This is a genomic window from Pseudoxanthobacter sp. (assembly GCF_036822375.1).
Lineage (GTDB): Bacteria > Pseudomonadota > Alphaproteobacteria > Rhizobiales > Segnochrobactraceae > Pseudoxanthobacter.
Genome location: NZ_DAISHT010000089.1, coordinates 1 through 13,699, shown reverse-complemented (window position 1 = coordinate 13,699; position 13,699 = coordinate 1). Strand labels below are relative to the sequence as shown.

At 69.8% G+C, this 13,699-nt stretch carries 11 protein-coding genes; 8 read left to right on the top strand and 3 right to left on the bottom strand.

Features of this window, described 5'->3' with window-relative positions; all coding sequences use genetic code 11:
• Nucleotides 1-145: 145 nt before the first annotated feature.
• Both V7067_RS10170 and V7067_RS10165 read right to left on the bottom strand, forming a co-directional pair.
• On the bottom strand, nucleotides 146-1,198 hold the full coding sequence (locus V7067_RS10170; RefSeq protein ID WP_334175784.1) for a hypothetical protein: 1,053 nt from the start codon (nucleotides 1,196-1,198) through the stop codon (nucleotides 146-148).
• Between the two features lie 161 nt (nucleotides 1,199-1,359).
• Nucleotides 1,360-3,393, bottom strand: a complete 2,034-nt coding sequence (locus V7067_RS10165) for a thioredoxin domain-containing protein (protein ID WP_334175783.1) — start codon at nucleotides 3,391-3,393, stop codon at nucleotides 1,360-1,362.
• Between the two features lie 134 nt (nucleotides 3,394-3,527).
• Here V7067_RS10165 and mnmE point away from each other — a divergent pair, with 134 nt between their 5' ends.
• The 5 genes from mnmE to V7067_RS10140 all read left to right on the top strand — a co-directional run bounded on the left by mnmE (nucleotide 3,528) and on the right by V7067_RS10140 (nucleotide 9,703).
• Nucleotides 3,528-4,889 carry a tRNA uridine-5-carboxymethylaminomethyl(34) synthesis GTPase MnmE gene (gene mnmE / locus V7067_RS10160; RefSeq protein WP_334175782.1) on the top strand — a complete coding sequence of 454 codons (1,362 nt, stop codon included), beginning with the start codon at nucleotides 3,528-3,530 and terminating at the stop codon, nucleotides 4,887-4,889.
• Nucleotides 4,890-5,299: 410 nt separating this feature from the next.
• The gene (mnmG, locus tag V7067_RS10155; protein ID WP_334175781.1) at nucleotides 5,300-7,201 is read left to right on the top strand and encodes a tRNA uridine-5-carboxymethylaminomethyl(34) synthesis enzyme MnmG; all 1,902 of its coding nucleotides are present in this window, start codon (nucleotides 5,300-5,302) and stop codon (nucleotides 7,199-7,201) included.
• Nucleotides 7,202-7,220: 19 nt separating this feature from the next.
• Nucleotides 7,221-7,895, top strand: a complete 675-nt coding sequence (gene rsmG / locus V7067_RS10150; RefSeq protein ID WP_334175780.1) for a 16S rRNA (guanine(527)-N(7))-methyltransferase RsmG — start codon at nucleotides 7,221-7,223, stop codon at nucleotides 7,893-7,895.
• Nucleotides 7,896-7,900: 5 nt separating this feature from the next.
• Nucleotides 7,901-8,770 carry a ParA family protein gene (locus V7067_RS10145; protein WP_334175785.1) on the top strand — a complete coding sequence of 290 codons (870 nt, stop codon included), beginning with the start codon at nucleotides 7,901-7,903 and terminating at the stop codon, nucleotides 8,768-8,770.
• Nucleotides 8,771-8,809: 39 nt separating this feature from the next.
• Nucleotides 8,810-9,703: a ParB/RepB/Spo0J family partition protein gene (locus tag V7067_RS10140; RefSeq protein WP_334175779.1), complete on the top strand. Its 894-nt coding sequence runs from the start codon at nucleotides 8,810-8,812 to the stop codon at nucleotides 9,701-9,703.
• A 113-nt stretch (nucleotides 9,704-9,816) separates the two neighbouring features.
• On the opposite strand, the gene V7067_RS10135 is transcribed toward V7067_RS10140, so the two are convergent.
• Complete coding sequence (locus V7067_RS10135) at nucleotides 9,817-10,266, bottom strand: hypothetical protein (RefSeq protein WP_334175778.1); 450 nt, start codon at nucleotides 10,264-10,266, stop codon at nucleotides 9,817-9,819.
• Between the two features lie 358 nt (nucleotides 10,267-10,624).
• Here V7067_RS10135 and rimP point away from each other — a divergent pair, with 358 nt between their 5' ends.
• From rimP to V7067_RS10120, 3 genes are all read left to right on the top strand, one after another.
• The gene (rimP, locus tag V7067_RS10130) at nucleotides 10,625-11,347 is read left to right on the top strand and encodes a ribosome maturation factor RimP (RefSeq protein WP_334175777.1); all 723 of its coding nucleotides are present in this window, start codon (nucleotides 10,625-10,627) and stop codon (nucleotides 11,345-11,347) included.
• Between the two features lie 56 nt (nucleotides 11,348-11,403).
• Complete coding sequence (nusA, locus tag V7067_RS10125) at nucleotides 11,404-13,011, top strand: transcription termination factor NusA (RefSeq protein ID WP_334175776.1); 1,608 nt, start codon at nucleotides 11,404-11,406, stop codon at nucleotides 13,009-13,011.
• 39 nt (nucleotides 13,012-13,050) lie between these two features.
• A partial coding sequence (locus V7067_RS10120) for an RNA-binding protein (protein ID WP_334175775.1) occupies nucleotides 13,051-13,699 on the top strand: 649 nt, incomplete at its 3' end.

Below are 13,699 nucleotides of genomic sequence, written 5' to 3'. Positions count from 1 at the left end.
TCTTCAAAGGCGAGGCTCTCAGAAGCCCGTCAGCGGCCGGCGCGAATCCGGTCCGATGGATTTATCGTCCTGCCGGAATCGGCCGCTGGTGGCCTTCTGAGGCCGGTTGCGGGGCTGTGAGTCAGGATGTCGCGTCTTGTGGCGCTCAGTCGCCGTCCTGAAAGCCGATGCGGCCTTCGCGGGCATCGAAGGCGACGGCGTAGTGCTGGAAGAACGGCATGCCGGCAACCGATGTCGGCGCGCGCGGCACGACGACCAGATCCTGATCGCGAAGATCGCCGTTGGCCTCCAGATCGAGGCTGATGACGGAGCCGATCTGCATCTGGACGGTGTTACCCGGCGTGACGTTGCCGGCGGGATCGGAGAAATATTGCGGGTCGTAGCCGGGCAGGGCGAAGGTGACGCCCATGGCGCCGCTGGCAAACAGCACCGGCTGGCAGGCGGGCCCCATGGTATCCAGCGTGTAGCAGGCCTCCAGTGCGTCGGTGGCCCAGGTGCGGGCGCCGTCCACGGTGGCGCCGCTGCCGGGCGGGATCGTCTGGAAATCGAAATCGCCGGCATTGCCGCGCGTCAGTCCGACATCGACGAACGGGTTGGAACTGTCGGTTACGTCGATCACATAGCCCGATGCGAGGTTGCCGGGCAGCGCCTGAAACGGATTGGAAAGCCCGTCCTGCCCGCGATAGTCGGCCCCGAAATAGCCGACGGTGCCGACCGGAACGCCCGCGCAACTGGCGGAAAAGGCGCCGCACCGCACGGACGTGATGACCTCGACAGGCACTTCGCGATCCGTCGTCGCCGGGCCGCTGCCGCCGGGAAAGCCGATCACCGCATAGGCCAGATAGCCCTCCACGACCGTGCCGTCGGGATACTGGCCGGTGATGCGGCGGTCGGTCTTGCGCACGCCGGGTCCGATCATGGATTCCTGAATGCGCAGCCCGCTCGATCCGGTATCGAAGGCCAGCGGCGCCGGATTGCCGCCGCCGACGGTGACCGTGATGATATTGGCGATCGAGGCGATGGAATCCTGAGCCAGCGGCAGGGTAACGGTCGTTTCGTCTTCTGCCGCAGCCGGCAGAACGGAACCGGCCGCAAGGGACAGGCCGAGGATAACGAGCCCGGCGCGGCGGCGAGCCTGCAGGCGGAGCCGGGGCGCGCAGGAGGAAGACCGGCGGCCGGCCGGTACAGCAGTCGTCATCACGGTTTCATCCCTTCCGATCGGTTTTCCGGCGGTTTTGCACCCGGCCGTCTTGTATCTGGCTGCCTCGCATCTGGCGGGTCCGCTGCGGCACGGGCAAGAGAAAATCAGATTCTGCCGCCAGGGCAAGGGGTGCGGGCGGGACGGCGGGGTTGCGGCGTTCAGGCCAGCAGGGCGGCGAGGGCCGCCGGCTCCGTGACCGGCAGCGAACAGGCGCCCTCGCGGCAGACATAGGCGGTCTCGCGCCCGCCGGCGGGGCCTTTGCCGTGGGCCGGGTGACCGGCCGGCAGGCTGTCGGCGGCGACGAAAGCCACCGACCGGCCGGGCCGGGGGCGGGTGCGCACGGCCTCGGTCAGCGCTGCCGGCGGCGCGCCGGCCGGACGGACGACGGCGACCTGCACGGCCGCAAGGCGGCTGTCGAGGGCGTTGAGCAGGCCGGCGTGACCGAATACGCCGGCCAGAATCTCGCCGCTGAAGGCGGCGATCAGGTCGTCGGCGCGGTCGCGGAACATCGTCTCGCCGGTGGCGAGCCAGAGCTGCACGAGCGCCTCGGCCACGAGCGCATTGCCGCTCGGGGTGGCGTCGTCCTGTCCGGAGGCAAGGCGCGCGATCAGCGCGCCGCCATCGTCGGCGCTGAGCGCATAGCGTCCGTCGGGCAGGCGGTGGCGGGTTTCCAGAACATCGGCCCAGCGGCGGGCGTGTTCCAGACAGGCCGCCGAGCCGGTCGCTTCCGCCAGCCGCACCGCCGCCAGAATGAGGGCCGCGTGATCGCCGGACAGCCCCGGAAAGGTTCGCCGGCCGGCGCGCGCCGCATGGGCAAGGCGGCCGTCCACCTCCAGCGCGGCAACAACGGCCTGCCAGGCCGCTGCGGCGCGGGCGATCCAGTCTGACCGGCCGAGGGCCATGCCGGCTTCCGCCAGCGCCGCAATGGCAAGGCCGTTCCAGTCGGCCAGCACCTTGTCGTCGCGCGCCGGGCGCACGCGGCTTTCCCGTTCAGCCAGCAGGCGGGCGCGCAGCGGGGCGAGGGCCGTCTCTTCCGCCTCGTCGGCAAAGCCGGTGTGCAGGCGGTTGGGAATGGAGCGGCCCTCGAAATTGCCGCCGGGGCGGATGTCGAAGGCGCTGCAGAACCGGCCGGCATCGTCGCCCAGAACCGCGGCCACGCCGGCCGGGGTCCACAGATAGAACAGGCCTTCCTCGCCTTCCGAATCCGCATCGAGACTGGCGGCGAACGCACCGCCGGCGGTGGTCATTTCCCGGTCGAGCCACGCCACGGTGGTCTCGATGGCGCGGCGGAAGGCCGGTTCGCCGGTTTCGCAGAAGGCCCACACCAGCAGCGGGATCAGCTGGGCGTTGTCGTAGAGCATCTTCTCGAAGTGCGGCACAAGCCAGTGCTGGTCGACCGAGTAGCGCGCAAAGCCGCCGCCGATGTGATCGTGGATGCCGCCATTGACGATATGGGCGAGGGTGTTCAGCACGTGGTCGCGGTGGCGGGTCTCGCCCGTGCGGCGGAACGCGCGCCAGTGCAGCTCCAGCAGGGGGGCCTGCGGAAATTTCGGCGCGCCGCGCACGCCGCCGTTTTCTGCGTCGGTAACGGACAGCAGGCGTTCGGCGGCCTCGTCGAGCCGGGCACGATCCAGCACAGCCGGGCTCGCCCTGGCCGGTGCCTGCAGCATGGCGGTGAGGCTGGCGCTGTTGATGCGCACCGCCTCGGCATCCTCGCCATAGGCGCGGGCCACCGCCTGCAGCACGTCGGCAAAGCCGGGGCGGCCATAGCGCGCGGCGGGCGGAAAATAGGTGCCGCCCCAGAACGGCGTGCCGTCGGGCTTCAGGAACATGGTCAGCGGCCAGCCGCCCTGTTCGCCGAGGGCGTGGAGGGCGGACATGTAGATCTGGTCGATCTCCGGCCGCTCCTCGCGATCCATCTTGATGTTGACGAACAGGCGGTTCATGAGGTCGGCCATGGCCGGGTTCTCGAAACTCTCATGCGCCATCACATGGCACCAGTGGCAGGCGGCATAGCCGACAGAGAGCAGGATGGGTCTGTTCAGAGCGGCGGCCTCGGCCAGCGCGGCCGGCCCCCACTCGCGCCAGTGCACCGGGTTTGCGGCATGCTGCAGCAGATACGGGCTGACGGCCCGGTCGAGCAGGTTGCGGGCGGGCAGCACGCTGCCGGCGGCGGACGGCAGATCGGACATCTCAGGTGCTCCGGGCAGGCAGAACGACGGCGCGGACCGGCCGCAGTCGGGCCGCGCGAGGGGTGCTTCATCGCCGGCCGGTGATGGCCTAAAGCTGACGCAGACACACCGACGCGGCAACAGGAAGTTTGACCATGACCGAGGACAGCGGAGCACCGCACGGACCGGCCGCGGATACCATCGCGGCGCTGTCGAGCGGGGCATTGCCGGCCGGCGTGGCAGTGGTGCGGCTTTCCGGCCCGGCCGCCGGGCCGGCACTGGCGGCCCTGAGCGGGCGCGACCTGCCGCCGCCGCGCCGGGCTGTGGTGCGGGCGCTGCGCCATCCCGGCACCGGGCGGCTCATCGACCGCGCGCTTGTGCTGTGGCTGCCGGGTCCGGGCACGGCCACCGGCGAGGACATGGCCGAACTGCATCTGCATGGCGGCCGCGCCGTGGTGGCGGCGGCGCTGGCGGCGCTGACGGCGGGCGGGCCGGCGGTTGCCCGTCTGGCGGAACCCGGCGAATTCACCCGCCGCGCTTTTCTCAACGGCCGCATGGATCTGGCGGCTGTGGAGGGGCTGGCCGATCTGCTGGCGGCAGAAACCGAGGCGCAGCGCGTGCAGGCGCTGGCTCAGGCCGGGGGGGCGCTGTCTGCCCGCATTGCCGGCTGGCGCGCACGCCTGATCGAGGCCCGCGCTTTGATCGAGGCGAGCCTCGATTTTTCCGACGAGGCCGATGTGGCGGAGGCGGCAGAGGCGGAAGGGCTTGCGGTGGCCGCCGCGCTGAAAGCGGATCTGGAAGCGGCGCTGGCGGAAGCCGGCCGCGGCGAGCGGCTGCGCACCGGCTTTCAGGTGGCGCTGATGGGGCCGCCCAACGCCGGCAAGTCGAGCCTGATGAACGCGCTGGCCGCCCGCGAGGTCGCCATTGTCACCGCCGAGGCCGGCACCACGCGCGATGTTCTGGAGGTGCACCTCGATCTTGGCGGCTATCCGGTGACCATCGCCGACACGGCCGGCCTGCGCGATGGCGTGGGGCTGGCCGAACAGGAGGGCATCCGCCGCGCGCTGGATCGCGGCCGGAGCGCCGATCTGGTGCTGTGGCTCGACCCCGCCGATGGCCCGGTGCTGGAACCGCCGGCCGACCTTGCCGCCGGCAGCGTGCTGTGGCGGGTCGCCACCAAGAGCGATCTTGCCGGCGACGGCGCGGCCGGTCCGGCCCGCCGCTGCCTTTCGGTGCGCACGGGGCAGGGGGTTGGCGATCTCGTCGCGGCGCTGGCGGCAGCGGCAGCGGAAAGCCTGAAGGGCGGCGAGGATGCCCTCGTGACCCGCGCGCGCCACCGCGCGGCGCTGGAAGACGCCGTCGGCTGCCTCGACCGGGCTCTTGCGCCCGGCGGCCTGCCGGAACTGAAAGCCGAGGACCTGCGCCGCGCCGCCGATGCGCTGGCCCGGGTGGTGGGCGCAATCGGTGTGGAGACGGTGCTGGGTGCGATCTTCTCGTCGTTCTGCATCGGCAAATGAGACCGGCGAGTGAGACCGGCGAGCGACGATGACCGGATCGTTAATCGTTTCTTTACCATCCCGATTCGCGCCGGTGGACGGCTCACCGCGCCCGACGCCGCGCCGGCTCTGTCCGGCTTGATCCCCGGCGACAGCGGGTGAAAGAGTGTCGGCGGACGGAATGTCCCGGCAGGGCCATCGACGACACTGCTGGCAGAAGACGGCGTTCCGTAACGGCGCCGTCTTCCGATGGGTTGCGTGCTCCCCCGCCGGACAGGCGGGGTCGAGCTCGCCCGGGCCGGTGGCGGCGCTGTTTCACGTGAAACACCACGCCGGTGCAGGCAGGGCTTCCGCCCCCGTGTTTCACGTGAAACACGAAACCGGCCGCTGCCTTTTGACGCGCGCGGCCGCCTCGGGTAAATAAGGAGGCCATGCAGGACATCGTTGTTGCGGAGGTCGCCGTGGAGCGGCAGTTCGACGTCATTGTCGTCGGCGGGGGACATGCCGGCTGTGAAGCCGCTGCGGCGGCCGCACGGGCCGGTGCGCGTGTTGCGCTCGTCACCCAGAGCGCGGCGACCATCGGTGTGATGTCCTGCAATCCGGCAATCGGCGGTCTCGGCAAGGGCCATCTGGTGCGCGAGATCGATGCGCTGGACGGGCTGATGGGCCGCGTCGCCGATCAGGGCGGCATTCAGTTTCGCATTCTCAATCGCCGCAAGGGTCCGGCCGTGCAGGGGCCGCGTGCGCAGGCGGATCGCAGGCTCTACCGCGCGGCGATGCAGGCGGCGATCGCGGCGGTCGACGGCCTGACGGTGATCGAAGGGGAAGCGGTCGATCTGGAGGTGAGGGACGGGCGCCTTGCGGCGGTCATCCTCGCCGGCGGGCGTCGTCTGGCGACCGGCGCGGCGGTGCTGACCACCGGGACATTTCTCGACGGTCTCATTCATATCGGCGACCGCAAGATGTCGGCCGGGCGAATGGGCGAGCCGCCGGCTGTCGGGCTGGGCGATGCCCTCGGGCGTCTCGGCCTGCGCCTCGGCCGGCTGAAGACCGGCACGCCGCCGCGCCTCGACGGCCGCACCATCGACCGCGCCGGGCTGGATGCTCAGCCGGGCGACGAGCCGCCGGTGCCGTTCTCGGCGCTGACGGCAGCGATCACCACGCCGCAGGTGGAGTGCCATGTCACCCGCACCACGGCGGAAACCCATGCCGTGATCCGCGCCAACCTGCACCGTTCGGCGATGTACTCCGGCGAGATTGCCTCGCGCGGACCGCGCTACTGCCCCTCCATTGAAGACAAGATCGTGCGCTTCGGTGACCGCGACGGCCATCAGATCTTTCTGGAGCCGGAAGGGCTGGACGACGACACCGTCTATCCGAACGGCATTTCCACCTCGCTGCCGGAGGATGCGCAGCACGCGCTGCTGAAGACCATTCCCGGGCTCGCCCATGTGAAGGTGCTGCGGCCCGGCTATGCCATCGAATATACCCACGTCGATCCGACCGAGCTGACCCCGGCCCTGCAGACCCGCCGCTGCGCCGGCCTGTTTCTCGCCGGCCAGATCAACGGCACCACGGGTTATGAGGAGGCGGCGGCACAGGGGCTGCTCGCCGGCCTCAATGCCGCGCGGGTGGCGGGCGGCAGCGCGCCGGTGACGATCGGCCGGGAGGAAGCCTATCTCGGTGTCATGGTCGACGATCTGGTGACCCGCGGCATTTCCGAGCCCTATCGGATGTTCACCTCGCGGGCGGAATTCCGGCTGAAGCTGCGGGCGGACAATGCCGACGAACGGCTGACGGCGAAGGGTGTGGCGCTCGGTCTGGTGGGGCGGGCGCGACAGACGGCTTTCGCCGGCCGGCAGGCGGCGCTGGAAGCCGCCCGTGCGCAGCTGAAAGCCCTGAGCCTGACGCCACAGCAGGCCGCCGGCCATGGCCTGCAGCTCAACCGCGACGGTGTGCGCCGCACGGCGTTCGACCTGCTCAGCTATCCGGATATCGATCTCTCCCGCATTGCGGCGATCTGGCCGGAACTCGGCGCCTTGCCGCCGGCCGTGGCCGAGACGGTGGAAACCGACGCCCGCTATTCGGTCTATCTCGACCGGCAGGAGGCCGATGTCGCGGCGCTGAAGCGCGATGCCGCAGTGACGTTGCCGGCCGATCTCGATTACACGGCCATCACCGGCCTTTCCAACGAGGTGCGGCAGCGGCTGATGGCGGTGCGGCCGGAAACGCTGGCTCAGGCCGGGCGGGTGGAGGGCATCACGCCCGCCGCCCTCACACTGCTTCTCGCGCATCTGCGCCGCCGCAGTGAGGGCCGCCGCGATGCCGCCTGAGACACGAACCGCCGGGCGCGTGAGCGTTGCCGGGGAGGGGCCGGAGGCGTTTGCCGCCGGTCGTGCCGTTTCGCCGGCGGTGCTGGAGCGGCTGACCCGCTGCGTGGCGCTGCTGCGCGCCTGGCAGAAGGCCAAGAACCTCGTCGGCCCGGCAACGCTCGATCATGTCTGGACCCGCCACATCGCCGACAGCGCCGCGGTGCTGGATGCCGCACCGTGGGCAAAGCGGTGGGTCGATCTCGGTTCCGGGGCGGGCTTTCCCGGCATCGTGGTGGCCATCCTGCTGTCGGAGACGCCGGGCGCCCATGTCCATCTGGTGGAATCGAACGGTCGCAAGGCTGCGTTCCTGAAGGCGGCGATCCGCGAGACCGGCGCGCCGGCCTCGGTTTCCGCCGACCGCATCGAAGCGGTGCTGGCCGACAGCGCGCGCTTTGCGCCGGCCGGGCCGGTAGAGGCGGTTTCCGCCCGCGCTCTGGCGCCGCTCGACAAGCTGCTCGGGCTTGCCGCGCCGCTGCTGACCGCCGGAGCGGTGGGTGTTTTCCATAAAGGGCGGGATCTTGACCGCGAAGTGTGCGAAGCTCATGCCCTGTGGAGTTTCGATCTGGCAGAACATCGCAGCGGGTCCGACAGCGAAGGCCGGATCGCCCTTGTTCGCAGTCTCGCGCCGCGGCGCCCGGGAGTGCCCGAACCATGACATCAATGTCTGCTGACGCCCTTGACGCCTCGTCCCGCGCAGGCGGTGCCGGGCCGTCTTCTGCCGGCCGGCCCGAGCCGCGCATTCTGGTGATCGCCAACCAGAAGGGCGGCGTGGGCAAGACCACCACGGCCATCAATCTCGGCACCGCGCTGGCCGCCATCGGCGAGAGCGTGCTGATCGTCGATCTCGATCCGCAGGGCAATGCCTCCACGGGCCTCGGTGTGGAACGCAAGGACCGGCGGGTTTCGACCTACGATGTGCTGATCGGCGAGGCGCCGCTCAGCGAGGCGATCATCGAGACCGCCATTCCGCGCCTGCATCTGGCGGCCTCCACGCTCGACCTGCTCGGGCTGGAACTGGAAATCGCCGCCGAGCGCGACCGCACTTTCCGTCTGCGTAATGCCATTGCGGCCCATGTGGCGAAGGCCACGGGCAAGTTCGCCTACACGTATGTGCTGGTCGACTGCCCGCCCTCGCTGAACCTGCTCACCATCAACGCCATGAGTGCCGGTCACGGCGTTCTGGTGCCGCTGCAGTGCGAGTTCTTCGCGCTGGAGGGTCTGAGCCAGCTGCTGCAGACGGTGGAGCAGGTGAAGCGCGCGCTGAACGGCGGCCTGTCGATCCATGGCATCGTGCTCACCATGTTCGATGCCCGCAACAACCTCGCCAATCAGGTGGTCGCGGACGTGCGCGAGACCATGGGCGAAGCGGTCTATGAGACGGTCATTCCGCGCAACGTGCGCCTCAGCGAGGCGCCGTCTCATGGCAAGCCGGCGCTGCTCTACGATATCCGCTGCTCCGGCAGTCAGGCCTATCTGCGGCTTGCCTCGGAGATCATCCAGCGTGAGAAGCGCTTCCGTCAGGCCGCCTGAGCGCGGCCGGCACGGTAACGGAGAAGGATCGGGACAATCATGAGTGAGGAGCAGGGGCGCAGGCGGCTCGGCCGCGGGCTGGCCGCGCTGATGGGCGATGTCTCGACCGATGCCGGCTTCAACCGCGATCCGGAGCGCGACCACAGCCGCGGTTTGCGGCGGGTGCCGACCGCCTTCCTGCGCCCCAATCCGCGCAATCCGCGGCGCACCTTTGCCGAGGCCGATCTTGAGGATCTGGCGGCCTCGATCCGTGAGCGCGGCATCTTCCAGCCGATCCTCGTGCGCGCCGTCGCCGGCGAGCCCGATCGCTATGAGATCATCGCCGGCGAGCGGCGCTGGCGGGCCGCGCAGCGCGCCGGCCTGCACGACGTGCCGGTGCTGTCGCGCGATGTTTCCGACCGCGAGGCGCTGGAAATCGCCATCGTGGAAAATGTGCAGCGCGCCGACCTGAACCCGATGGAAGAAGCGGCCGGCTACGAGCAGCTGATGTCGGAATTCAGCTACACGCAGGCCGATCTTGCGCAGGTGATCGGCAAGAGCCGCAGCCATGTCGCCAACACGCTGCGGCTGATGAAGCTGCCGGAGCCGGTGAAGGATCATGTGGTGGCCGGGCGCATCTCCGCCGGCCATGCCCGCGCGGTGCTGACCGCGCCGGACCCGGAAGCGCTTGCCCGGCGCATCATTGCCGAGGATCTGACGGTGCGCGATGCCGAGGCGCTGGCGTCTTCGCCGGTCGCCGAGGCGGTTGCCGTCATGGGCCGCACGGTTGCCACCAAGGATGCCGACACGCTGGCGCTGGAAAAGCGGCTGTCCGATGCGCTCGGGCTGGCCGTCAGCCTGTCGCACAAGGCAACGGGCGCGGGCGAGGTGCGCATCCGCTATCGCTCGCTGGAGCAGCTCGACGAAGTCGTGCGGCGGCTGGAGCAGGGCTGAAGCCACCGGCCGGCACGGCGCAGAACGAAAAAACGGCCGCCTGCGGGCGGCCGTTTTCGTTCGGGCGGGGGCTGCGGGCCGGCGTGTGCGGAAACCCGTCGCCGGAAACCGGGTCAGCCGCGCGGGCCGTCGTCATCATAGCCGGGGCCACCATAGCCGGGACCGCCATAGCCGGGACCGCCGCGCCAGTAGCCGTGCCCGTGGCGTCCGTAGCCGGGGCCGTAATAGGGCGGCGGTGCCGGGCGCACATAAACCGGCGGCGCGACATAGACCGGGGCCGGGGCGACGTAGACCGGCGGCGGGGCATAGACCGGCGGCGGCGCCATGTAGACCGGTGCCGGTGGCGCAGCGCCGGCCAGCGTGCCGACCAGCACGCCGGCGGCAAGGCCAAGCCCGGCCGCGGCGGCGGCATCGGCACCGGCACCGTTGTCGCCGTTCCAGCCGGCGGCGGCCGGCGTGGTCAGGGCAACGCCTGTCGTCAGGGCAAGGCTTGCGGTCAGGACGGCGGCTGTTGCGGCGGCCGCAAGGCCGAAGCGACGGGCGGGCAGGGCAGGGCGAACCATGGCGAATGGCCTCCGGGAAGGGAACCCGCAGCCGGGCTCGTCTGGCGTCCCGTGCGGTCGATGGCATAAGAAATGCGCCGGCGCGCCTGAACCGGACCTGAATGGCCCTTTCAGACTTCGTTCACGGCTGCGGCGGCGCCGTGGCGGCCAGGGTGTGCCGATTCTCCTTGCCAGAGCGGCGACCGGGGTCTATATGACGGCCATCATCCTTCTCGTTCGGGTCCGGCAGGATCGAGTGAGAGTGGGTCCCGGACGGGGCCCGCTCCGTTTGGCGTTGTCTGCAAGGGCGCCCGGCAGGGGGAAAGCAGGATTTCGGGTGCGCCGCCGCTGTCGTGCGGTCCGCCCGCCATGACCGGAGATGGCCCCCGCCGTGAGCGATAACGCCGACATCACCCCCGAAACCGAGGCCACCCCGGCGGCCGGCGTGGCAGAGCCGCGTCTCATCACCGAGAACGGCATCGATGCGCGCGTGGCCGCGATCGTCGAGCCGGTGATCGAGGATCTGGGCTATCGTCTGGTGCGCGTGCGGGTGACCGGCGAGAACGGCTGCACGCTGCAGATCATGGCCGAGCGGCCCGACGGCACCATGACGGTTGAGGACTGCGAGGCCATCAGCCGCGAGATTTCGCCCGCGCTCGACGTGGACGATCCCATCGATAAAGCCTATCATTTGGAAATCTCTTCGCCCGGCATCGACCGGCCGCTGGTGCGCCGCACCGATTTTGCGCGCTGGACCGGCCATCTTGCCAAGGTGGAGATGCGCGTGGCCCATGACGGCCGCAAGCGCTTCCGCGGTGTTCTGGCGGGCGTCGAAGGCGACCGCTTCGCTCTGAAGCTCGATGACAGCGTGAAGGGTGTGGGCAAGGGTTCGCACCCGAAGATGGTGCGCCGTTCCGCCCCCAAGCCGACGCTGATCGTTGCCCAGCCGGAGAAGCCCGTCGAGACCGTCTGGCTGACGCTGGAAGATGTCGGCGACGCCCGGCTCGTGCTGACCGATGCCCTCGTGACCGAGGCGCTTCGGGCCGATAAACGCGCGGCTGCCGAGGCGGCCGCCGGCGAAGACGACGCAGACCTGAACTGATCTGGACGCGGGTGCCCCCAACGGCGCGGCGCCCCGTCCCCCCGGAGAGGAAAGCCATGGCTGTCAGCGCGAACCGGCTTGAGCTTCTGCAGATCGCGGATGCGGTGGCCCGTGAAAAGGTCATTGACCGCAGCATCGTTCTTGCCGCGATGGAAGACGCCATCCAGAAGGCCGCGCGTTCGCGCTACGGCTCGGAAACCGAAGTGCGCGCCGAGATCAATCCGCGCACCGGCGAAATCCGCCTGCAGCGCCTGCTGCAGGTGGTGGAGCATGTCGAGAACCCGGCGACCGATATCGAGCTGATCGACGCCAAGAACCGCAACCCGGCTGCCCAGCTCGGCGACTTCATCGCCGAGCCGCTGCCGCCGATGGATTTCGGGCGCATCGCCGCCCAGTCGGCCAAGCAGGTCATCGTGCAGAAGGTGCGCGAGGCCGAGCGCGACCGGCAGTACGACGAGTTCAAGAACCGCATCGGCGAAATCGTCAACGGTTCGGTCAAGCGCGTGGAATATGGCAACGTCATCGTCGACCTCGGCCGCGGCGAGGCCATCGTGCGGCGCGACGAGCTGATCCCGCGCGAGGTGTTCCGCAACGGCGACCGCATCCGCGCCTATATCTATGACGTGCGCCGCGAGCAGCGCGGGCCGCAGATCTTCCTGTCGCGCACCCATCCGCAGTTCATGGCCAAGCTGTTTGCGCAGGAAGTGCCGGAAATCTACGACAACATCATCGAGGTGAAGTCGGTCGCCCGCGATCCCGGCTCGCGCGCCAAGATCGCCGTCTATTCGCGCGATTCCTCGATCGACCCGGTCGGCGCCTGCGTCGGTATGCGCGGTTCGCGCGTTCAGGCCGTGGTGCAGGAACTGCAGGGCGAGAAGATCGACATCATTCCCTGGTCGCCGGAGCCGGCCACCTTCATCGTCAACGCGCTGCAGCCGGCCGAAGTCGCCAAGGTGGTGCTGGACGAGGATGCCGAGCGCATCGAAGTGGTGGTGCCGGATGACCAGCTGTCGCAGGCCATCGGCCGCCGCGGCCAGAACGTGCGCCTCGCCTCGCAGCTGACGGGCTGGGATATCGACATCCTGACCGAGCAGGAAGAGAGCGAGCGGCGCCAGAAGGAATTCGCCGAGCGCACCCAGCTGTTCGTCGAGGCGCTCAATGTCGACGAGATGGTCGGCCAGCTTCTGGCCTCCGAGGGCTTTGCCTCGGTGGAGGAAGTGGCCTTCGTCGATCCGGAGGAAATCGCCTCCATCGAAGGTTTCGACGAGCAGACGGCGGAAGAGATTCAGGCCCGCGCCCGCGAGCATCTGGAAGAGATCGAGCGCAAGCTCGATGAGGAACGCCGGGCGCTGGGCGTGGAAGACGAACTGAAGACCGTGCCGGGCGTGACGACGCCGATGCTGGTGGCGCTCGGCAAGGGCGGCGTCCGCACGGTCGAGGATCTGGCCGACTGCGCCACTGACGAACTCGTCGGCTGGAGCGAGCGCAAGAACGGCGAAACCGTGCGTCATGCCGGCATTCTGGGCGCCGACACGCTGTCGCGTGCCGAGGCCGAGGAACTCATTCTGGCGGCGCGTATCGTCGCCGGGTGGATCGAACCCGAGCCGGAGGCCGAAGACGTGGCCGAGGGCGAGGACGAAGGCGAGGACGAGGCCGCCGGCTGATGCCGGCAGGCCTTGCAGACGAAAGCTGGCTGACCGGACATGGCGCGCGAAACCGAAGCCGCGACGCGGCAGTGTCTGGTCAGTCGTGAGACGTTGCCGGCCGAGCAGCTGATCCGGTTCGTGCTGGCACCCGATGACAGCGTGGTGCCCGACCTGAAACGGGTGCTGCCGGGCCGCGGCGTCTGGGTTTCGGCAACCCGGGCGGCCGTGGAAGAGGCGGAACGCAGGCGCCTGTTCGCCCGCGGCTTCCGGCAGGCGGTGACGGTCGAACCGGGCCTAGCGGACCGGGTCGACCATCTTCTGGAGCGCGATGCCCTGCAGGCGCTCTCGCTGGCCCGCAAGGCCGGACTGCTGGTGACCGGCTTCACCAAGGTGGAGACGGCGCTGATGCGGGGCGGCGTGAAGGCCCTGATCACGGCGTCGGATGCGGCGCCGGACGGGGTGCGCAAGATGCGGGCGGTGGTGATGCGGCGCTATGGTTCGCTCTCCGCCGTCCCGGGTCTTGGAATCTTCGCCTCTGACCAAATCGATTTGGCATTGGGGCTGACAAATGTGATACATGCAGCGCTGCTCGCGGGTCGGGCAAGCGATGCGGTGGTGGAACGGGCCGGCAGACTGGCCCGTTACCGCGCAAAGGATGCCACAGACGGCTTCGACGGCAATGCAACGGCGGGCTCAGCGGCCCCGC

Bases quoted from the DNA above. Each gene is read 5' to 3' on its own strand.
- V7067_RS10170 (WP_334175784.1), bottom strand. From the start codon at position 1,198: ATGACGACTGCTGTACCGGCCGGCCGCCGGTCTTCCTCCTGCGCGCCC.
- V7067_RS10165 (WP_334175783.1), bottom strand. From the start codon at position 3,393: ATGTCCGATCTGCCGTCCGCCGCCGGCAGCGTGCTGCCCGCCCGCAAC.
- mnmE (WP_334175782.1), top strand. From the start codon at position 3,528: ATGACCGAGGACAGCGGAGCACCGCACGGACCGGCCGCGGATACCATC.
- mnmG (WP_334175781.1), top strand. From the start codon at position 5,300: ATGCAGGACATCGTTGTTGCGGAGGTCGCCGTGGAGCGGCAGTTCGAC.
- V7067_RS10145 (WP_334175785.1), top strand. From the start codon at position 7,901: ATGTCTGCTGACGCCCTTGACGCCTCGTCCCGCGCAGGCGGTGCCGGG.
- V7067_RS10140 (WP_334175779.1), top strand. From the start codon at position 8,810: ATGAGTGAGGAGCAGGGGCGCAGGCGGCTCGGCCGCGGGCTGGCCGCG.
- V7067_RS10135 (WP_334175778.1), bottom strand. From the start codon at position 10,266: ATGGTTCGCCCTGCCCTGCCCGCCCGTCGCTTCGGCCTTGCGGCCGCC.
- rimP (WP_334175777.1), top strand. From the start codon at position 10,625: ATGGCCCCCGCCGTGAGCGATAACGCCGACATCACCCCCGAAACCGAG.
- nusA (WP_334175776.1), top strand. From the start codon at position 11,404: ATGGCTGTCAGCGCGAACCGGCTTGAGCTTCTGCAGATCGCGGATGCG.